This is a genomic window from Nocardioides sp. Z24_21 (assembly GCF_058134345.1).
The window spans coordinates 260,990-278,735 of sequence record NZ_JBYTTH010000002.1; the positions used below are offsets into that span (position 1 = coordinate 260,990).

Annotated in this window: 20 protein-coding genes; 12 read left to right on the plus strand and 8 right to left on the minus strand. The window is 72.9% G+C overall.

Going from position 1 to position 17,746, the window contains the following annotated elements:
* Window positions 1–70: 70 nt before the first annotated feature.
* Together AC3X7Z_RS07670 and AC3X7Z_RS07675 are read right to left on the minus strand one after the other, a co-directional pair.
* The gene (locus AC3X7Z_RS07670; RefSeq protein ID WP_489975535.1) at window positions 71–751 is read right to left on the minus strand and encodes a response regulator; all 681 of its coding nucleotides are present in this window, start codon (window positions 749–751) and stop codon (window positions 71–73) included.
* The gene (locus tag AC3X7Z_RS07675; RefSeq protein ID WP_489975536.1) at window positions 748–1,905 is read right to left on the minus strand and encodes a sensor histidine kinase; all 1,158 of its coding nucleotides are present in this window, start codon (window positions 1,903–1,905) and stop codon (window positions 748–750) included. The genes AC3X7Z_RS07670 and AC3X7Z_RS07675 overlap by 4 nt, the downstream gene beginning before the upstream one ends.
* 90 nt (window positions 1,906–1,995) lie before the next feature.
* Here AC3X7Z_RS07675 and sp36 point away from each other — a divergent pair, with 90 nt between their 5' ends.
* The 5 genes from sp36 to AC3X7Z_RS07700 are packed head-to-tail and all read left to right on the plus strand — an operon-like array spanning window position 1,996 to window position 4,879.
* A complete protein-coding gene (gene sp36 / locus AC3X7Z_RS07680; protein ID WP_186339941.1) occupies window positions 1,996–2,154 on the plus strand; it encodes a Sp36 family protein in 159 nt (52 codons plus the stop codon).
* 1 nt (window position 2,155) lies between these two features.
* Window positions 2,156–2,611: a RidA family protein gene (locus tag AC3X7Z_RS07685; RefSeq protein WP_489975537.1), complete on the plus strand. Its 456-nt coding sequence runs from the start codon at window positions 2,156–2,158 to the stop codon at window positions 2,609–2,611.
* Window positions 2,612–2,613: 2 nt separating this feature from the next.
* Window positions 2,614–3,480: an NUDIX hydrolase gene (locus AC3X7Z_RS07690; protein ID WP_489975538.1), complete on the plus strand. Its 867-nt coding sequence runs from the start codon at window positions 2,614–2,616 to the stop codon at window positions 3,478–3,480.
* Between the two features lie 10 nt (window positions 3,481–3,490).
* Window positions 3,491–4,297, plus strand: a complete 807-nt coding sequence (locus AC3X7Z_RS07695) for an MBL fold metallo-hydrolase (RefSeq protein ID WP_489975539.1) — start codon at window positions 3,491–3,493, stop codon at window positions 4,295–4,297.
* A gap of 39 nt (window positions 4,298–4,336) precedes the next feature.
* On the plus strand, window positions 4,337–4,879 hold the full coding sequence (locus AC3X7Z_RS07700) for a maleylpyruvate isomerase family mycothiol-dependent enzyme (protein ID WP_489975540.1): 543 nt from the start codon (window positions 4,337–4,339) through the stop codon (window positions 4,877–4,879).
* 116 nt (window positions 4,880–4,995) lie between these two features.
* Here the strand turns inward: AC3X7Z_RS07700 and AC3X7Z_RS07705 are convergent, their stop codons facing one another.
* Window positions 4,996–5,673, minus strand: coding sequence for a Crp/Fnr family transcriptional regulator (locus AC3X7Z_RS07705; protein ID WP_186339946.1), 678 nt, complete (start codon window positions 5,671–5,673; stop codon window positions 4,996–4,998).
* A 152-nt stretch (window positions 5,674–5,825) separates the two neighbouring features.
* On the opposite strand from AC3X7Z_RS07705, the gene nth reads away from it, so the two are divergent.
* The 4 genes from nth to AC3X7Z_RS07725 are packed head-to-tail and all read left to right on the plus strand — an operon-like array spanning window position 5,826 to window position 9,118.
* Window positions 5,826–6,560, plus strand: a complete 735-nt coding sequence (gene nth, locus AC3X7Z_RS07710) for an endonuclease III (RefSeq protein WP_489975541.1) — start codon at window positions 5,826–5,828, stop codon at window positions 6,558–6,560.
* A 7-nt stretch (window positions 6,561–6,567) separates the two neighbouring features.
* Window positions 6,568–7,176: a TlpA family protein disulfide reductase gene (locus tag AC3X7Z_RS07715; RefSeq protein ID WP_186339947.1), complete on the plus strand. Its 609-nt coding sequence runs from the start codon at window positions 6,568–6,570 to the stop codon at window positions 7,174–7,176.
* Window positions 7,173–7,937, plus strand: coding sequence for an NUDIX hydrolase (locus AC3X7Z_RS07720; RefSeq protein WP_241005288.1), 765 nt, complete (start codon window positions 7,173–7,175; stop codon window positions 7,935–7,937). The genes AC3X7Z_RS07715 and AC3X7Z_RS07720 overlap by 4 nt, the downstream gene beginning before the upstream one ends.
* Before the next feature lie 5 nt (window positions 7,938–7,942).
* Window positions 7,943–9,118, plus strand: coding sequence for a MarP family serine protease (locus tag AC3X7Z_RS07725; protein ID WP_186339948.1), 1,176 nt, complete (start codon window positions 7,943–7,945; stop codon window positions 9,116–9,118).
* Between the two features lies 1 nt (window position 9,119).
* Here the strand turns inward: AC3X7Z_RS07725 and AC3X7Z_RS07730 are convergent, their stop codons facing one another.
* The gene (locus AC3X7Z_RS07730; protein ID WP_186339949.1) at window positions 9,120–9,524 is read right to left on the minus strand and encodes a phage holin family protein; all 405 of its coding nucleotides are present in this window, start codon (window positions 9,522–9,524) and stop codon (window positions 9,120–9,122) included.
* Window positions 9,525–9,698: 174 nt separating this feature from the next.
* Between AC3X7Z_RS07730 and nhaA the strand changes: the two genes are divergently transcribed.
* Complete coding sequence (gene nhaA / locus AC3X7Z_RS07735; protein WP_489975542.1) at window positions 9,699–11,099, plus strand: Na+/H+ antiporter NhaA; 1,401 nt, start codon at window positions 9,699–9,701, stop codon at window positions 11,097–11,099.
* Between the two features lie 168 nt (window positions 11,100–11,267).
* Here nhaA and acs read toward each other — a convergent pair whose 3' ends face one another.
* From acs to soxR, 4 genes are all read right to left on the minus strand, one after another.
* Window positions 11,268–13,208, minus strand: a complete 1,941-nt coding sequence (gene acs / locus AC3X7Z_RS07740) for an acetate--CoA ligase (RefSeq protein WP_489976004.1) — start codon at window positions 13,206–13,208, stop codon at window positions 11,268–11,270.
* A 162-nt stretch (window positions 13,209–13,370) separates the two neighbouring features.
* On the minus strand, window positions 13,371–14,978 hold the full coding sequence (locus tag AC3X7Z_RS07745; RefSeq protein ID WP_489975543.1) for a solute symporter family protein: 1,608 nt from the start codon (window positions 14,976–14,978) through the stop codon (window positions 13,371–13,373).
* Window positions 14,978–15,319 (minus strand): DUF485 domain-containing protein, encoded by a 342-nt coding sequence (locus AC3X7Z_RS07750; RefSeq protein ID WP_186339953.1) that lies wholly within the window; start codon window positions 15,317–15,319, stop codon window positions 14,978–14,980. Before AC3X7Z_RS07750 ends, AC3X7Z_RS07745 begins: the two co-directional genes overlap by 1 nt.
* 159 nt (window positions 15,320–15,478) lie before the next feature.
* Window positions 15,479–15,934 carry a redox-sensitive transcriptional activator SoxR gene (gene soxR / locus AC3X7Z_RS07755; protein ID WP_489975544.1) on the minus strand — a complete coding sequence of 152 codons (456 nt, stop codon included), beginning with the start codon at window positions 15,932–15,934 and terminating at the stop codon, window positions 15,479–15,481.
* A gap of 70 nt (window positions 15,935–16,004) precedes the next feature.
* Here soxR and AC3X7Z_RS07760 point away from each other — a divergent pair, with 70 nt between their 5' ends.
* Window positions 16,005–16,688 carry an SDR family oxidoreductase gene (locus tag AC3X7Z_RS07760; RefSeq protein ID WP_489975545.1) on the plus strand — a complete coding sequence of 228 codons (684 nt, stop codon included), beginning with the start codon at window positions 16,005–16,007 and terminating at the stop codon, window positions 16,686–16,688.
* Window positions 16,685–17,737: an S-adenosylmethionine:tRNA ribosyltransferase-isomerase gene (locus AC3X7Z_RS07765; protein ID WP_489975546.1), complete on the plus strand. Its 1,053-nt coding sequence runs from the start codon at window positions 16,685–16,687 to the stop codon at window positions 17,735–17,737. Before AC3X7Z_RS07760 ends, AC3X7Z_RS07765 begins: the two co-directional genes overlap by 4 nt.
* The last annotated feature ends 9 nt before the right edge of the window (window positions 17,738–17,746 follow it).

Genomic DNA, 17,746 nt, shown 5'->3' on the forward strand with positions numbered 1-17,746 from the left:
CGGACCTCCCGTCCCCCTGCGGTCGCACCCGGCGGGTCGGCGTACGACCGGGGGAGGACGCGGGGACGGGCTAGGGGGTGACCAGGCCCGACTCGTAGCCGAGCACCACGAGCTGCACGCGGTCGCGCGAGCCGGTCTTGGCCAGCACCCGGCCGACGTGGGTCTTCACGGTCGTCTCGGCGACGACGAGCGCGGCGGCGATCTCGGTGTTGCTGAGGCCGCGGGCGACCAGGGTCAGCACCTCGACCTCGCGGTCGGTGAGCTGTGCGAGTCGGTCGTCGACGAGCCCGGTCGTGGCAGTGTCGGGCAGCGCGGCGAAGTGGTCGAGCAGCCGGCGGGTGGTGCTCGGCGCGACGACGGCGTCGCCGGCCTGCACGGCCCGGATCGCGCCGAGGAGGTCGGGCGGGGCGGCGTCCTTGAGCAGGAACGCGGAGGCGCCGGCACGGATCGCGGCGAAGGCGTACTCGTCGAGGTCGAAGGTGGTCAGCACGATCACCCGCGGCGGCGCGGCGCCCGCCAGCAGCCGCCGGGTGGCCTCCACCCCGTCGACGCGGGGCATCCGGACGTCCATCAGCACCACGTCGGCGGCGGTGACCGCCAACCGCTCCAGCGCCTCGGCGCCGTCGCCGGCCTCGCCGACGACCTCCATGTCGTCTTGGCTCTCGACCAGCATCCGGAAGCCGGCGCGCACCATCTGCTGGTCGTCGACGAGGAAGACCCGGATCCGGTCGGCCGTGCGGTGCTCGCTCACAGCGGCAGCCTCGCAGACACCGCGAAGCCGCCGCCGGGCGCCGGGCCGGCCTCGAGGGTGCCGCCGTGGACAGCGGCGCGCTCGCGCATGCCGACCAGGCCCAGCCCACGTCCGTCGGCACCCGCCGCCGCACCCCGCCCGTCGTCACGCACGTCGATGGCGACCTCGCGGTCGACGGTGACCCGCACGTCCACGCTCGCGTCCGGTCCGGCGTGCTTGCGCACGTTGGTGAGCGCCTCCTGCACGATCCGATAGGCCGCCAGTCCCACGCCGACGGGCACCTCGGGCACCTCGGCCACCCGGTCGGGGAGGTCGGCGGTGACCCGCATGCCGGCGGTGCGCGCCTCCTCGACCAGGTGGCGCACGTCGCCGAGCCCGGGCTGCGGCGCCACGCCGGTGTCGCCCTCGCGCAGCAGTCCGAGCAGGCGGCGCATCTCGGTCAGCGCCTCGCGGCCGGCGGCGGAGATCGTCTCCAGGGTGCCGACCGCCACGTCGGGGTCCTTCGCCGCCGCGTAGCGCGCGCCGTCGGCCTGCACGACGATCACCGACAGCCCGTGGGCGACGACGTCGTGCATCTCCCGGGCGATGCGCGAGCGCTCGTCGCGGGCGGCGAGCTCGACCTCGCGCTCGGCCATCCGCTCGGCCTGCTCGGCGCGCGCGACCAGCGAGGCGACGTACCTCTCCCGCTCCTGGGCCGCGAAGCCCAGCGCCCAGGCGGTCGTGACGAGAGCGCCGATAGTCACGGCGTAGGGGACGATGTTGCCGGCGGTCAGCTCGCCGCCGAAGCCCAGGGTCCAGCGGACCGCCGCGACCAGCGAGGCGGCGTAGCCGACGAGCAGCGCCGTCACCCCCTGCCAGCGCGGCGACCAGCGAGCCACGGCGTAGACGGCGATGGGGAACGCGAGCTGGCCGACGACCGGCTCGTGGTAGGCCACGGCCTGCACCGCGGACGCCGTGGCCACCGCGAGGAACACCCCCCAGGCGCGGGTGCGGCGCCAGAGCAGCGGGACCACCTCGGCGGTCGTGAGGAGCGCGGCCACCGGCTCCCCGACGGCGAGGTGGGCGACCACCCCGAGCGCCACCAGTCCGCACACGATCGACAGGTCCAGCCAGCGCCGGGCGCGCGGGCCGAGGCGCCACGGGTGCTGGTCCATGGTCGGACCCTAGCCACCGGGCGCGGTGGCTGCGTCAGCCCACGGGAGGACCCGGGTCCGCGGTCGTCCGCCCCGAGTAGGGTGCGAGCCATGACCCAGTGGGAATACCAGGTGGCGCCGATTCCGCTCCACAACGAGGCCCTGATGCTCAACAACTTCGGCCAGGACGGCTGGGAGCTGGTGGCCATCCACACCAACGCCCAGGGTGGCCTGGTGGCGTTCCTCAAGCGCGCCAAGCCGGGGGCCTGACGTGGGCGCCGAGGCACGCCTCGCCGAGCTGGGGATCACCGTCCCCGACGTCGTCCCGCCGGTCGCGGCCTACCAGCCGACGTCCCGCAGCGGTGACCTCGTCTTCACCTCCGGCCAGCTCCCTGCCCGCGACGGCGAGATGATCGCCGTCGGCAAGCTCGGCGGCGACGTCAGCGAGGAGGTCGGCTACGAGTGCGCGCGCCAGTGCGCCCTCAACGCCCTCGCGGCGGTCAAGGCCGAGGTCGGCTCGCTCGACGCGGTCAAGCGCGTGGTCAAGGTCGTCGTCTTCGTCGCCTCGACGCCCGACTTCACCGGCCAGCCGAAGGTCGCCAACGGCGCCTCCGAGCTGCTCGGCGACGTCTTCGGCGACGCCGGCAAGCACGCCCGCTCCGCCGTCGGCGTCTCGGTGCTCCCGCTCGACGTGCCCGTCGAGGTCGAGATCGTCGTCGAAGTCTGAGCATGGAGCGCCTCCCGCTCCCCGAGGCCCTCGTCGCCCAGGCCAGGTCGTACGCCGCGGGTGACGCGACGCCGGCCGAGCCGCGCGACGCCGCCACCGTGGTGCTGCTGCGCCCGTCCGCGTCGGGCGGCGGGTCCGACGTCTACCTGCTGCGCCGCCAGACCTCGATGGCCTTCGCCGGGGGCATGTGCGTGTTCCCCGGCGGCGGGGTCGACCCGCGCGACTTCGACGACGAGCTGGTCGACCGCGGCCTCTGGGCGGGGCCGTCGCCGGCCGAGTGGGCCCACCGGCTCGACTGCGACGAGCCGAAGGCCATCGCGCTCGTGTGCGCCGCGGTGCGCGAGACCTTCGAGGAGTCCGGCGTCCTGCTCGCCGGCGCCGGTGCCGACTCGGTCGTGGCCGACACGACCGGCGACGACTGGGAGGCCGACCGCGTCGCCCTGGAGACGCGCGAGGTCTCGATGACCGCCTTCCTCGAGAGGCGCTCGCTGGTGCTGCGCACCGACCTCCTCGGCGCCTGGTCGGGCTGGCTGACCCCGGTCTTCGAGCCCCGGCGCTACCGCACCTGGTTCTTCGTCGCGCGGCTGCCCGAGGGCCAGGTGACCCGTGACGTGTCGAGCGAGTCGTCCTCGGTGATGTGGGTGCCCGCCCTCGACGCCGTCGAGCAGGTCGAGCGCGAGGACATCCTCATGCTGCCGCCGACCTGGCTGACCTGCCTCGAGGTGGGCCAGCAGGCCGACCCCGACGCGGTGCTCGCGCAGGCGCGCGAGCGTCGGGTGGAGATGTTCACCCCCGAGGTGGTCGCCGACGGCGACGAGTTCGTCCTCTCGACGCCACCGGCCTACGCCGCGCTGATGGCCCAGCGATGAGGGGCCGGCGATGAGCTGGTCGGGCGGCGCCTTCGGGTCCACGGGCACCTGCGTGCTGGCGCCCAACGCCGGCGTGATGACCCTCGACGGCACCAACACCTGGGTGCTGCGCGACCCCGGGTCGTCGCGTTCGGTCGTCGTCGACCCGGGGCCCTCGATCGCCGCGCACCTCGACGCCGTCGACGTGGCGGCCGGTGACGTGGCGGTGGTGCTGCTGACCCACCACCACGCCGACCACAGCGAGGCGGCCCGCGACTACGCCGAGCGGCACGGGTGCGGCGTACGCGCGCTCGACCCGGCCCACCGGCTGGGCTCGGAAGGGCTCGACGAGGGCGACGTGGTGGCCGTCGGCGGGCTGGAGGTGCACGTCGTCGCGACGCCCGGGCACACGTCCGACTCGCTTTCGTTCGTCGTGCCGCAGGACCGCGCCGTGCTCACGGGCGACACCGTGCTGGGGCGCGGCACGACGGTCGTCGCGCACCCCGACGGGCAGCTCGGTGCCTACCTGTCGTCGCTGCAGCGGCTGCACGCCCTGTGCGGCGAGCAGCGCATCACCACGGTGTGGCCCGGCCACGGCCCGGTCATCGACGACGCCCTCGGCGCCCTCGACCACTACCTCGCCCACCGCCGTCGGCGGCTCGACCAGGTGCGCGACGCGCTGCGCGACCTGCACGCGGTGGAGCGCGAGGGCGGGTCCTTCCCCCACGACACGCTGCCGCGCGCCATCGTCGAGATTGTCTACGCCGACGTCGACCCGGTGCTGTGGGGCGCGGCCGAGCTGTCGGTGCGGGCCCAGCTGGCCCACCTCGACGAATGACCCCTTGCGCCCGGTCGGCGTGAGGAGTGAGGTGGGGTCATGGACCAGCCGCGCCGCCCCGTCGTCGTCCTCTCCCGCGCCCTCGACCAGGCCGGCGACGCCCTCGCCGCCGTCCACCCCGACGACCTCGACCGGCCCACGCCCTGCGAGGGGTGGACCGTGGCCGAGCTCGCCGACCACCTGGCCGCCGCGCCGGAGCACTTCCTGCAGCTGGCGCGCGGGGAGCAGGTCGACTGGAGCGCACGCACCGGAGTCGACGCCTCCCAGCTGGCCGCCCACTTCCGGACGCACGCCGACGACCTGCTCCACCACTGGCACACCGAGCCCGACGACCAGGTCGCCCAGGCCGACTGGCAGAGCGCCGAGCTCGGCGTGCACACCTGGGACCTGGTCCGGGCGCTGGGCCGGCCCCCGCTGACACCGCTCGACGACGAGGTGGCCGAGCGCGGACTGGCGTTCCTGCAGCAGGGGCTGACCGCCGACAACCGCGGCGACGCCTTCGGTGCGGCGGTCGACCTGCCCGACGACGCGTCGCGCTACGACCGGCTGGCCGCGTTCGCCGGCCGCGACCCGCGCGCCTGAGGCGTCCCGCCCGCGTAGACGCGCGGACGTTGGTCGGGGACCTCGCCCGCGTGCCCGCTCAGCCGGCGCGGCCGAGCGGACCAACGTCCGCGTCTGCGCCGGGGTGGAGGTCGGAGTCAGCGGGCGCGGCGGCCGAGGCGCTCGATGTCCATGATCACGACGGAGCGGGGCTCCAGGCGCAGCCAGCCGCGCGAGGCGAAGTCGGCGAGGGCCTTGTTGACCGTCTCGCGGGAGGCGCCGACCAGCTGGGCGAGCTCCTCCTGGGTGAGGTCGTGGTGGACGTGCACGCCGTCGTCGGCGGTGCGCCCGAAGCGGTCGGCCAGGTCGAGCAGCGCCTTGGCCACGCGGCCGGGGACGTCGGAGAAGACCAGGTCGGCGACGACGTCGTTGGACTTGCGCAGCCGCGAGGCGAGCTGCGACAGCAGGCCCCGCGCCACCTGCGGGCGGCCCTCGAGCCACTTCAGCAGGTCGTCGTGGGAGAGCGAGGCGAACGAGGCGTCGGTGACGGCCGTGACCGTCGCCGAGCGTGGGCCGGGGTCGAAGAGCGAGAGCTCGCCGAACATCTGTCCGGGACCCATGATCGCGAGCAGGTTCTCCCGGCCGTCGGAGGAGGACCGGCCGAGCTTCACCTTGCCCTCGGTGACGATGTAGAGCTTGTCGCCGGAGTCGCCCTCGTGGAAGAGGACGTCACCGCGACGGAGCCGGGTCTCGGCCATGGATCCACCCAGTGCAGTCGCTGCCTCGTCGTCGAGCGAGCTGAACAGCGGTGCCTGCCGAAGCACGTCGTTGTCCACGTCATTCCTCCCGGTCGGGTGCGTCCCGGCGGGTCACGCCCGGGATCACCACCGATCCTAGCCGTGGTCCGCCTCACACGCGCGACACCGGGCGGTGCGGCGGACGCTTCGCCGGCTTCGGCGGTGTCGGGACCGGACCGTAGGCTGAGCGCGTGCCAGCCCCCGCCCGCAAGGCCGTCCCGGTCGTGATCCCCCAGCCCGACACCGCGTTGGTACGCCGGGCGCGCAAGGTCGACCGGATCCTGGCGCAGACCTATCCCGACGCCCGCGCCGAGCTCGACTTCACCAACCCTTTCGAGTGTCTCGTCGTCACGGTGGTCTCCGCGCAGACCACCGACCGCCGGGTCAACGCCGCCAGCCCGGCCCTCTTCGCGGCCTACCCCACGCCGCAGGCGATGGCCGCGGCGCCGCGCGAGCACCTCGAGCAGCTGCTCGGCCCGCTCGGCTTCTTCCGGCAGAAGACCGACGCGCTGCTCAAGCTGAGCCAGGCGCTGGTCGAGCGCTACGACGGCCAGGTGCCCGACCGCCTCGACGACCTCGTCACCCTGCCCGGCGTGGGGCGCAAGACCGCCAACGTCGTGCTCGGCAACGCCTTCGGCAAGCCCGGCATCACCGTCGACACCCACTTCGGCCGGCTGGCGCGGCGCCTGGGCTGGACCGAGGAGACCGACCCGGTCAAGGTCGAGCACGCCGTCGGCGCGCTCTTCCCCAAGCGCGACTGGACGATGCTGTCGCACCACCTCATCTGGCACGGGCGCCGGCGCTGCCACGCCAAGAAGCCCGCCTGCGGCGCCTGCCCGGTGGCCCGCCTCTGCCCGTCCTTCGGCATCGGTCCGACCGACCCGGTCGACGCGGAGAAGCTGGTCACCACCCAGGGACCCGCATGAGGCCCGCATGAAGAAGGTCGTCCTGGGGCTGCTGGTCGCAGCCGTGCTGTCCGCCTGCTCGGCCGACGGCGGACGCGTCGACGTACGCCCGCCCGACGTCGACGTCGACACCCCCGCGCTGCGCGAGACCAAGGCGCGCATCGGCATGGAGGCGTGCGAGCCGGGCACCGGCGCCCCCGTCGAGGGCGGGCTGCCCGAGCTGACCCTGCCGTGCCTGGGCGGCGGTCCCGACGTCGACCTCTCCGCCCTGCGCGGGCCGGTCGTGATCAACGTGTGGCAGGCCAACTGCGGTCCGTGCCGCGAGGAGATGCCCGCGCTGGAGGCGTTCCACCAGCAGTACGGCGACCGGGTGCCGGTGCTCGGCGTCGACTTCAACGACGTGCACCCCGCCGCGGCCCTCACGCTGGCCGAGGAGACCGGGGCGACCTACCCCTCGGTCGCCGACCCGGGTGGTGAGCTGATGACCGAGGACACCTTCGCCGTGGCCCGGCGCGGGCTGCCGGCGTTCGTCTTCGTCGACGAGGACGGCGTCGTGGTGGGCCAGGACTCCGGCGGGGTCGACTCGGTCGACGACGTCCGCGAGCTGGTCGCCGAGCACCTCGGGATCGACCTGTGAGCGCGACGCCGCCCCCCGACGCGAGCGGTTCGCTGCCGGGGTGGCTGGCCCCGGTCGTCGAGGCGGCGTCGACGATCACCGTCCACCAGCTCACCCGGTTCATGCCGCCGGAGGACGTCGAGCCGCGGCGCGGCGCCGTCCTGATGGTCTTCGCCGACCGCGACGCCGACCCGTCGTCCCCCGACGACCTCGCGCACCGCGGCGAGCTGCTGCTCACCGAGCGCAACCACCACATGCGCTCCCACCCCGGCCAGGTGTCGTTCCCGGGCGGGTCGCTCGACGCCGGCGAGACCCCGGTGGAGGGCGCGCTGCGCGAGGCCTACGAGGAGATCGGCCTGCAGCCGGCCGAGATCGAGGTCTTCGGCGAGCTGCCCGAGCTGTGGCTGCCCCCGAGCAACTTCGCCGTCACGCCCGTCCTGGGCTACTGGCGCGACCGCGGCGAGGTGCGGATCGCGAGCCCCGACGAGGTCCACGAGATCCACCACGTGGCGATCGCCGACCTGCTCGACCCCGACAACCGCATCACGGTGCGCCACCCCAGCGGCTGGCTCGGCCCGGGGTTCCTCATCGGGCCCGATCGCGACGTGATCCTCTGGGGCTTCACCGCCGGCATCGTCGCGCGGCTCTTCAGCCATCTCGGGTGGGCCGACGACTGGGACCGGGCGCGGGTGCGTGACCTGCCCGACCACATGCTGCAGGGTGTCCCCCGGGGCACCGACCTCGCCCCCAACACCCCGCAGAACACCCGGCTCGAGGAGTAGCGCGCATGAACGGCCTCGACTGGTGCCTCATCGCACTCGTGGGGATCTATGCCCTCTCGGGCTACTGGCAGGGCTTCATCACCGGCGCGAGCGCCACCGTCGGGCTGCTGCTCGGCGGCCTCGTCGGCGTCTGGGTGGCCCCCCTGGCGCTGGGCGACGCCGCGCCGTCGCTGTGGGTGTCGCTGGGCGCGCTGTTCATCGTGATCATCTGCGCGTCGCTGGGCCAGGCGCTCTTCCAGTACGTCGGGGCGCGGCTGCGCGACCGCATCACCTGGCAGCCCATCCGCGCCGTCGACGCCATCGGCGGCTCCGCGCTGAGCGCCGTCGCGGTCCTGCTGGTCGCCTGGGCCCTCGGCGTCGCCGTCTCCGGCACCCGCATCGGCGCCATCACGCCGCTGGTGCGCGACTCGACGGTGCTCGCCAAGGTCGATGCGGTGCTGCCGACCGACTCCGGGCGGGTCCTGCAGGCGTTCAACAACGTGGTCGGCACGACGTTCTTCCCCCGCTACCTCGAGCCGTTCGCGCCCGAGCGCATCGTCGCCGTCCGCGCCGGCGACCCGCGGATGCTCACCGACCCCGACGTGCTGGCGGCCGCGCCGAGCGTGGTCAAGGTCCGCGGCACCAACGGCTGCGGCAGCGGCGTCGAGGGCACCGCGTTCTTCTACGCCCCCACCCGGCTGATGACCAACGCCCACGTGGTCGCGGGCGTGACCCGCCCCGAGGTCGAGGTCGCCGGCTCCTCGGTGACCGCCACGGTGGTGCTCTACGACGCCGACCTCGACGTCGCGGTCCTCGCGCTCCCCGACACCGGCTCGTCGCCGCTCGCCTTCGACACCCAGGCCGAGCCCCGCGACCCGGTCGCGGTCCTCGGCTACCCGCAGGACGGTCCCTACGCCGTGGCGTCCGGCCGCATCCGCTCCGAGCAGCGGCTCCGCTCGCCCGACATCTACGGCGAGGGCACCGTGATCCGGCAGGTCTTCTCGCTGCGTGCGCTGATCCGGCCGGGCAACTCCGGCGGGCCGATCGTGACGTCGGCCGGCGACGTCGCGGGCATGGTGTTCGCGGCGTCGGTCAGCGACCCCGACACGGGCTACGCCCTGACGTCCGACCAGCTCGCCGACTCCGCGGCGTCCGGGCTGACCCGGGAGGCGCCGGTCGACACCGGCACCTGCGTGCGCTAGATCAGGGCTGTCCCTTGAGGGCCTGGGGGATCTGGCGGCCCTGCTCGATCGCCCTCTCGGGGGCCTTGACCTGCTTGACCTGCTTGAGCCCGATCATCGCGAGGACCGCGGCGACGAGGACGTAGAAGCCGAAGACGATCAGGAACGCCCACTGCAGGTCGAGGCCCGCGCCGTTCCAGTGGATGAAGTAGACGATCGCCACCGACAGCATGATGATCGCGAGCACGGCGAGGAACGCCGCGCCGGCGAACAGGCCGATGCCGACCCCGCCGTGCTTGACACTCACCTTGAGCTCGCTCTTGGCGAGCTGGATCTCCTTGGAGATCAGCGTCGAGACGTCACGCTGCGCGTCCATGACGAGCTTGCCGAGCGTCGGATCGGTGTCCTTGACCGGTTCGTTTGCCATGGGTGAGGTGTCCTTCGGTGTACGCCGGGGCTGGATGCTGCGACCCTACCAACGGGCCGCGTGCGGCAGCGCCCCGACTACAGTGGGCCACAGGTGAGCCGGGAAGTCTGGTCGGCCCGTGGTGGATTTCCGCGGTGACAGTGCCCCGACGACCCCCGAAGGATGCGCCGACGCATGGCCTCACACCGCAAGCCCCACGAGCCCGGGTCCAAGGACCGGCTGTGGAAGACCGGCCCGGTCTACATCGCCAGCGACAAGCCGCTGGCCCGCCTCGTGGCCCGCCCGATGCGCGAGTTCCTGCGCGTGGAGGCGGCCGGATCGATCCTGCTGCTGCTCTCGGCGGCCGCCGCCCTGATCTGGGCCAACAGCGCGTGGGCGTCGTCGTACGACGCGCTCTGGCACACCCGGCTGGCCATCGACGTCGGGCCGCTGCACCTCGACGAGACGCTGCAGCACTGGGTCAACGACGCCCTCATGGTGATCTTCTTCTTCGTCGTCGGCCTCGAGATCAAGTACGAGCTGGTCAACGGCGACCTGCGCGACCCTCGGACCGCGGCCCTGCCGATCCTCGCTGCCGTCGGCGGGATGGTCGTGCCCGCGGGCATCTACTTCGCGCTCAACCCGCCCGGTGCCGCCGGCAACGCCGGCTGGGGCATCCCGATGGCCACCGACATCGCCTTCGCGGTGGGCGTGCTCGGCGTGCTCGGGCGGCGGATCCCGTCCGCCGCGCGGCTGTTCCTCCTGACGCTCGCGATCGTCGACGACATCGGCGCGATCCTGGTGATCGCGGTGTTCTACACGAGCGACCTGTCGTTGACCTGGCTGGCGATCGCGGTCGCGCTCCTGGCCGTCATGGCGGCGCTGCGGGCGGTGCGCGTGTGGGCGACCGTGGTCTACGCGGTCCTCGGCGTCGTCGTCTGGTTCGCCCTGCTCGAGTCGGGCGTGCACGCGACCCTGGCCGGCGTCGCGATCGGCCTGCTGGCCCCGGCCAGGCCGCTGCTGGACGAGGAGGTCGCTCGCGAGCACGCCACGCGGGCGCTGCGCGACCGGCAGCTCGACCCCGACGAGCTCGCCCGGCTCCGCTTCCTGCTCAAGGAGTCGGTCTCGGTCGTCGAGCGCCTCATCAGCACGCTGCACCCGGTGTCGGCGTACGTCGTCCTGCCCGTCTTCGCCCTCGCCAACGCCGGCGTCGAGCTGGGCGCGATCGGCGAGGTCTTCACCGAGCCGGTGGGGCTCGGCATCGTCCTGGGCCTGGTGCTCGGCAAGCCGGTCGGCATCGTGCTGACGTCGGCCCTCGCCGTGCGCCTCGGCGTCGCCAAGCTGCCGGAGGGCGCCTCGTGGTCGATGCTCCTGGGCCTCGGTGCCGTCGCCGGCATCGGCTTCACGGTCTCGATCTTCATCGCCGGGCTGTCCTTTCCCGGTGTCGAGCTGCTCACCGCCGAGGCCAAGATCGCGATCCTGCTCGCCTCCCTCATCGCGGCGGTCGTGGGTGTCGCGCTCCTGCTCCTCGCCACCCGCGGCGTACGTCCGGACCCGGCCGCCGACGAGGCGGCGAGCGAGGACGCCACCCACTGACGGTCCCGCCGCCGGCCGGCGCGCAGTCGCGAGCCTCCCGTGGCCAGCCGGGCCGGCCGCAAGCGCGACCTAGTGAGGGACGTTCTGGTAGGTCCGAAGGCCGGATCGCCTACCAGAACGTCCCTCAGTACCCGGTGGGTGGGGAGGGGAGCCGGCGGGTGGAGAGGGTCAGTCCTCGGCCGGGGCGGAGGTCTCCTTCGACTTGATCATGTCCATCACCGTGGAGTCGGCGAGGGTGGTCACGTCGCCGACCTCGCGGTGCTCGGCGACGTCCTTGAGCAGGCGGCGCATGATCTTGCCGGAGCGGGTCTTGGGCAGCTCGGGCACGACCATGATCTGGCGCGGCTTGGCGATCGCGCCGATCTCCTTGGCGACGTGCTTGCGCAGCTCCTCGACGATGTCCTCGCCGCCGTCGCCGGCGGAGTCGCGGAGGATGACGAACGCGCACACGGCCTGGCCGGTGGTCTCGTCGGCCGCGCCCACCACGGCCGCCTCGGCGACCTTGGGGTGCGACACGAGCGCCGACTCGATCTCGGTGGTGGACAGGCGGTGGCCCGACACGTTCATCACGTCGTCGACGCGGCCCAGCAGCCACACGTCGCCGTCGTCGTCGAGCTTGGCGCCGTCGCCGGCGAAGTAGAGGCCGGGCCAGCGCGACCAGTAGGTGTCCTTGAAGCGCTGGTCGTCGCCCCACAGCGTGCGGAGCATCGCCGGCCACGGCTCCTTGAGCACGAGGTAGCCGCCGTTGCCGTGGCCGACCGGCTTGGCCTCGTCGTCGACGACGTCGGCCGCGACGCCGGGCAGTGCCTTCATGGCCGAGCCGGGCTTGCCGGCGGTGACTCCGGGCAGCGGGCTGATCATGATCTGGCCGGTCTCGGTCTGCCACCACGTGTCGACCACCGGGCAGCGGTCGCCGCCGATGACCTCGCGGTACCAGACGTAGGCCTCGGGGTTGATCGGCTCCCCGACCGATCCGAGCAGGCGCAGCGACGACATGTCGTAGCCGTCGGGGATCTCGCGGCCCTGCTTCATGAAGGTGCGGATCGCGGTCGGCGCGGTGTAGAAGATCGTCACCTTGTAGTCCTGCACGATCTGCCACCAGCGGCCCTTCTCGGGCGTGCCCTCGTACATCACCTGCGTCGCGCCGTTGGCGAGCGGGCCGTAGACCATGTAGGAGTGCCCGGTCACCCAGCCGACGTCGGCGGTGCACCAGTAGACGTCGGTCTCGGGCTTGAGGTCGAAGACCTCCCAGTGCGTGAACGACGTCCCGGTGAGGTAGCCGCCGGTGGTGTGCAGGATGCCCTTGGGCTTGCCGGTGGTGCCGGAGGTGTACATGACGTAGAGCGGGTGCTCGGAGTCGTGCATCTCGGCCTCGTGCTCGGGGGAGGCGGAGTCGACGACGTCGTGCCACCACACGTCGCGCGAGTCGTCCCACGCGACGTCCTGGCCGGTGCGGCGTACGACGAGCACGTGGCGCACCAGGTCGCCGGTCTTCTCCACGGCCTCGTCGACGGCCGGCTTGAGCGCGCTCGCGGCGCCGCGCCGGAAGCCGCCGTCGGAGGTGATGACGACGTGGGCCTCGCAGTCGGTGATGCGCGAGGCGAGGGCGTCGGCGGAGAAGCCGCCGAAGACCACGGTGTGGGGGGCGCCGAGGCGCGCGCAGGCGAGCATCGCGACGACGACCTCGGGGATCATCGGCATGTAGATCGCGACCCGGTCGCCCTTCTTCACACCGAGCTCGGTGAGCGCGTTGGCGGCCCTGGAGACCTCGTCCTTGAGCTGGGCGTAGGTGAGGTCGCGGGTGTCGGCCACCCCGTCGTGGACCGGCTCGCCGACCCAGTGGATGGCGACCTTGTCGCCGTTGCCGGCCGCGACGTGGCGGTCGACGCAGTTGACCGAGGCGTTGATCGTGCCGCCGACGAACCACTTGGCGAACGGCGGGTCGGTCCAGTCGAGGACCTGGTCCCACTTCCGGCCCCAGTCGAGGCGCTCGGCGGCCTCGGCCCAGAACGCCTCGCGGTCGGCGTCGGCGCGGGCGTAGGCCTCCTCCTTGACGTTGGCGTTCGCGGCCAGGTCGGCCGGGGGCTCGAAGCGCCGGTCCTCCTGCATCAGGTTGGACAGTGTCTGCTCGGACAAGGCTCTCTCCTCGTGCGGGACGCGTGCGGGGTCGGGGGTGAGGGGAACGGCGGGGAAACGGCGGGGTGATCCCCTCGCCGCCGAACCTACTCGGATCGGCGAGGGGACCACCGGGATGAGCCGGCCGGGGCCGGATCAGTGCGGCGCGGCCTGCTCGGCGCCGGCGCCGGTGAGCGCGCGGACCTCGAGCTCGGTGAAGCGCTCCTCGGCCTCGGGGTCACGCGAGGTGACCGTGCCGATGTAGCCCAGCAGGAACCCGATCGGGATCGAGACGATGCCGGGGTTGTTGAGCGGGAAGATCGACCAGTCGGCGTCGGGGAACAGCGACGTCGGCAGGCCGGACATCACCGGCGAGAAGAACACCAGCCCGACGGCGGCGATGAGGCCGCCGTAGATGCTCCACGTGGCACCGCGGGTGTTGAAGCGCCGCCAGAACATGTTGTAGATGATCGCCGGCAGGTTGGCCGAGGCGGCGACGGCGAACGCGAGCGCCACGAGGAACGCGATGTTGAGGCGCTGCGCCGGGATGGACAGGGCGATGGCGACCGCGCCGATGACGAACGCCGCGATGCGGGCGACCCGCACCTCGTCCTTCTCGGTGACCGGCTGGTCTTTCTTGATGACGCCCTTGTAGAGGTCGTGCGCCACGGAGGAGGAGCTGGCCAGGGTGAGCCCGGCGACCACCGCGAGGATCGTCGCGAACGCCACCGCGGCGATCAGCGCGAGCAGCACCGCGCCGCCGGTGGAGCCGTCCCCGCCGCCCACGGCCTCGGCGAGCAGCGGCGAGGCGAGGTTCTGGTTGCCACCCTCGAGCGGGTCGACCTGGTCGCGGTCGAGCAGCGCAGCCGCGCCGAAGCCGAGCACCAGCGTCATCAGGTAGAACGCGCCGATCAGCCCGATCGCCCAGAGCACCGACTTGCGCGCGTCCTGCGCGGTGGGCACGGTGTAGAAGCGGATCAGGATGTGCGGCAGGCCGGCGGTGCCGAGCACGAGCGCGAGGCCGAGCGACAGGAAGTCGATCTGCGAGGTCAAGGTGGCGCCGTACTGAAGGCCCGGCTGGAGGAACGCCTCGCCCTTGCCGGAGTTATCGGCGGCCGAGCCGAGCAGCTCGGAGAGGTTGAAGTCGAACTTCGCGAGCACCAGCAGCACGATCAGCGCGGAGCCGATCATCAGGAGCACGGCCTTGACGATCTGGACGTAGGTCGTGCCCTTCATGCCGCCGACGACGACGTAGAAGATCATCAGGGCGCCGACGCCGATGATGGTGATGTTCTTGATCGCCTGGCTGTCGACGCGGAGCAGCAGCGCGACGAGCGAGCCGGCGCCGACCATCTGGGCGAGCAGGTAGAAGATCGAGACGACGATGGTCGAGATCGACGCCGCCGTGCGCACCGGCCGCTGGCGCATCCGGAACGCGAGCTGGTCGGCCATGGTGTAGCGCCCGGCGTTGCGCAGCATCTCCGCGACCAGCAGCAGCGCGACGAGCCACGCCACGAGGAAGCCGATCGAGTAGAGGAAGCCGTCGTAGCCGTAGACCGCGATGGCACCGGAGATGCCGAGGAACGACGCCGCCGACATGTAGTCGCCGCCGATCGCCAGACCGTTCTGGAGGCCGGAGAACGAGCGCCCGCCGGAGTAGAAGTCGGCGGCCGTCTTGGTCTGCCGGCTCGCCCAGAACGTGATGCCGATCGTCAGCGCGACGACCGACAGGAACAGGATCGTGGTGAGGACCTGGGTGTCCATCAGGCGTCTCCTCCCTTGCGGTAGTCCGCGTCGAGCTGGCGGGCCAGCGGGTCGAGCTTGGACTGCGAGTAGCGCGCGTAGTACCACGCGAGACCGAACGTGGTCACGAACTGCAGCAGCCCGAAGATGAGGGCGACGTTGATGTGGCCCACGACCTTGGTCGACATGAAGTCGCCGGCCCAGTTGGAGAGCACGACGTAGAGCAGGTACCACACGAGGAACGCGGCCGTGGCCGGGAAGACGAAGCTGCGGTAGCGGTGGCGCAGCTCGGCGAACTCGGGGGTCGCGTGGAGCCTGTCGTAGATGGGATCGTGGCGCTCAGCCCGGTCTTGCTGTGTCACGGAGGGGTCCTTCCGCCGGGGTCACCGAGATGTGACCGCCGTCACGGTGACACCGCTCATGCCGGACGGGGGAGTCTCGCGCCCGCGCCGGTCGGTCGGTGGGCGCCGCTCGTCGCCCAGCGGTCGCTGTCGTACGACGAGCGGTCGCGCCGGGGCCGGTCAGCCCCCGGACCGCCGGGTCGGGTGCGGCTTGCGGAGGGTGTCGGGCAGCAGCTGTGCGCCGGGGCCGCTCGCGCCGTGCACGTCGCCCGGGTTGGAGAACGAGCAGCTGCGCAGGCTCAGGCAGCCGCAGCCGATGCAGCCGTCGAGCCCGTCGCGCAGCCGCTGGAGCGCGGCGATCTGGTCGTCGAGCCGGCCGCGCCAGTGCTGGGAGATCCGGTGCCAGTCGCCCTTGGTGGGCGTGCGGTTGCCAGGCAGCCGGGCCAGCTCGTCGCGGATCTCGTCGATCGTCAGGCCGACGTTGGAGGCGGCGCGGATGAACGCCAGCCGGCGCAGCACGTTGCGCTCGAACCGTCGCTGCCCCCCGGCCGAGCGCTGCGACTCGATCAGCCCCTCGGCGTCGTAGTAGCGCACCGCCGACGCCGCGAAGCCGCTGCGCCTGGTGACCTCGCCCATCGGAAGAAGATCCCGGCCGTCCATCCTGACCCCTTGAACTCAAGTTTACTTCAACTTGAACGATAGCCGCATGACAACGACAACGACACGGGTGGCACTCGTCACCGGAGGATCCACAGGGCTGGGACTCGCCCTCGCGCAGGCGCTCGTCCGAGAGGGCTGGGACGTCATCACCGACGGGCGCAGCGCGCAGAAGTTCACCGAGGCGGGGCTCCCGCCGGAGGTCACGGTCGTGGTTGGCGACGTGACCGATGCCGACCACCGAGGCCGACTCGTGGCCGAGGTCGAGGAACGCGGGCGGCTCGACCTGCTCGTCCACAACGCCAGCACGCTCGGCCCGCTGCCCATGCGAGCCCTGGCCGAGGTCGGCGTCGACGACCTGCGGCAGGTCTGGCGGGTCAACGTGGGCGGGCCGCTGGTCCTGACCTCGTCGCTCCTGCTGTGGCTGCGGACCGCGGACGGCGTGCTCCTCTCGATCAGCTCCGACGCCGCGGTCCAGCACTACGAGACCTGGGGGCTCTACGGCGCCAGCAAGGCCGCGCTCGACCACGTCACCTTGACCTACGGCGCCGAGACGGGCCTGCGGGCGTACGCCGTCGACCCGGGCGACATGCGCACGGCCATGCACCAGGACGCCTTCCCGGGCGAGGACATCTCCGACCGCCCCCTCCCCGACACCGTCGTGCCGCGTCTGCTCGCCCTGCTGGGGAAACGGCCCGAGTCGGGGCGCTACCGAGCGGCGGACGTCGCGTGAGGGCGCTGGACGAGACGCCGCGCACGAGGTTCGCCGCGTCCACCTTCGCGCCCCGCCCGGCCGAGGAGCGCGGGCTCGCGCGAGACGAGGTGCGGCTCCTGGTCGGCACGCCGGACGGGCTCTCGCACGGGAGGTTCCGCGACCTGCCGGACCACCTCCACGCGGGCGACGTGCTCGTGGTCAACACCTCGGCGACGGTCCCCGGCGAGGTGGACGCGACGCTCGACGGCGACGCGGTGGTGCTGCACGTGGCGCACCGCCTCGACGACGGCGACCGCGTGGTCGAGCTGCGCACCGCACCCGACGCCTCGCGCGCCCTCCTGGACGCGACGCCCGGACAGGTCGTCGCGATCGGCGACGTCCGGCTCGTGCTGGTCGAGCCGTGGCCCGCCAGCGCACCGTCGTCGCCGACGGGGCGCGGCAACCGGCTCTGGCGCACCTCCGTCCGGGGCGACCTGGACGACCTGCTCGCGCGCACGGGGCGGCCGATCGCCTACGGCTACCTCGACCGGCCCTACCCGGTGGACGTCTACCAGACCGTCTTCGGCACCCGTCCCGGGAGCGCCGAGATGGCGTCCGCCGGGCGGCCGTTCACGCCCGAGCTGGTGACGCGGCTCGTCACGGCCGGGGTGCAGTTCGCCCCGGTCACGCTGCACACGGGGGTCTCCTCCCAGGAGGCCGGCGAGGCCCCCGGTCCGGAGTGGTTCGAGCTGCCCCAGGCGTCGGCGAGGGTGGTCAACGCCGCCCGGGACGACGGAGGTCGGGTGGTCGCGGTGGGGACGACCGCGACCCGCGCGATCGAGTCGTCGGTCCTCGGCCGGCGCGTGGTCGCGAGCCGCGGCTGGACCTCGCGGGTCGTCACCCCCGGCCGGCCGCCGCGGGTCGTCGACGGCCTGGTCACCGGCTGGCACGACCCGATGGCCTCACACCTGCTGCTCGTCGAGGCGGTCGCCGGCGAGCGCCTCAGCCAGGCGGCGTACGACGCCGCGGTGGCCGAGGGCTACCTCTGGCACGAGTTCGGCGACGCGGCGCTGCTGCTGCGACGCTAGGGATCCGAG

Excerpts from the sequence above, each read along its gene's own strand:
- AC3X7Z_RS07675 (WP_489975536.1), bottom strand. The coding sequence starts at position 1,905 with ATGGACCAGCACCCGTGGCGCCTCGGCCCGCGCGCCCGGCGCTGGCTG.
- sp36 (WP_186339941.1), top strand. The coding sequence starts at position 1,996 with ATGACCCAGTGGGAATACCAGGTGGCGCCGATTCCGCTCCACAACGAG.
- AC3X7Z_RS07690 (WP_489975538.1), top strand. The coding sequence starts at position 2,614 with ATGGAGCGCCTCCCGCTCCCCGAGGCCCTCGTCGCCCAGGCCAGGTCG.
- AC3X7Z_RS07695 (WP_489975539.1), top strand. The coding sequence starts at position 3,491 with ATGAGCTGGTCGGGCGGCGCCTTCGGGTCCACGGGCACCTGCGTGCTG.
- AC3X7Z_RS07700 (WP_489975540.1), top strand. The coding sequence starts at position 4,337 with ATGGACCAGCCGCGCCGCCCCGTCGTCGTCCTCTCCCGCGCCCTCGAC.
- AC3X7Z_RS07715 (WP_186339947.1), top strand. The coding sequence starts at position 6,568 with ATGAAGAAGGTCGTCCTGGGGCTGCTGGTCGCAGCCGTGCTGTCCGCC.
- AC3X7Z_RS07725 (WP_186339948.1), top strand. The coding sequence starts at position 7,943 with ATGAACGGCCTCGACTGGTGCCTCATCGCACTCGTGGGGATCTATGCC.
- AC3X7Z_RS07730 (WP_186339949.1), bottom strand. The coding sequence starts at position 9,524 with ATGGCAAACGAACCGGTCAAGGACACCGATCCGACGCTCGGCAAGCTC.
- nhaA (WP_489975542.1), top strand. The coding sequence starts at position 9,699 with ATGGCCTCACACCGCAAGCCCCACGAGCCCGGGTCCAAGGACCGGCTG.
- acs (WP_489976004.1), bottom strand. The coding sequence starts at position 13,208 with ATGCAGGAGGACCGGCGCTTCGAGCCCCCGGCCGACCTGGCCGCGAAC.
- AC3X7Z_RS07745 (WP_489975543.1), bottom strand. The coding sequence starts at position 14,978 with ATGGACACCCAGGTCCTCACCACGATCCTGTTCCTGTCGGTCGTCGCG.
- soxR (WP_489975544.1), bottom strand. The coding sequence starts at position 15,934 with ATGGGCGAGGTCACCAGGCGCAGCGGCTTCGCGGCGTCGGCGGTGCGC.
- AC3X7Z_RS07760 (WP_489975545.1), top strand. The coding sequence starts at position 16,005 with ATGACAACGACAACGACACGGGTGGCACTCGTCACCGGAGGATCCACA.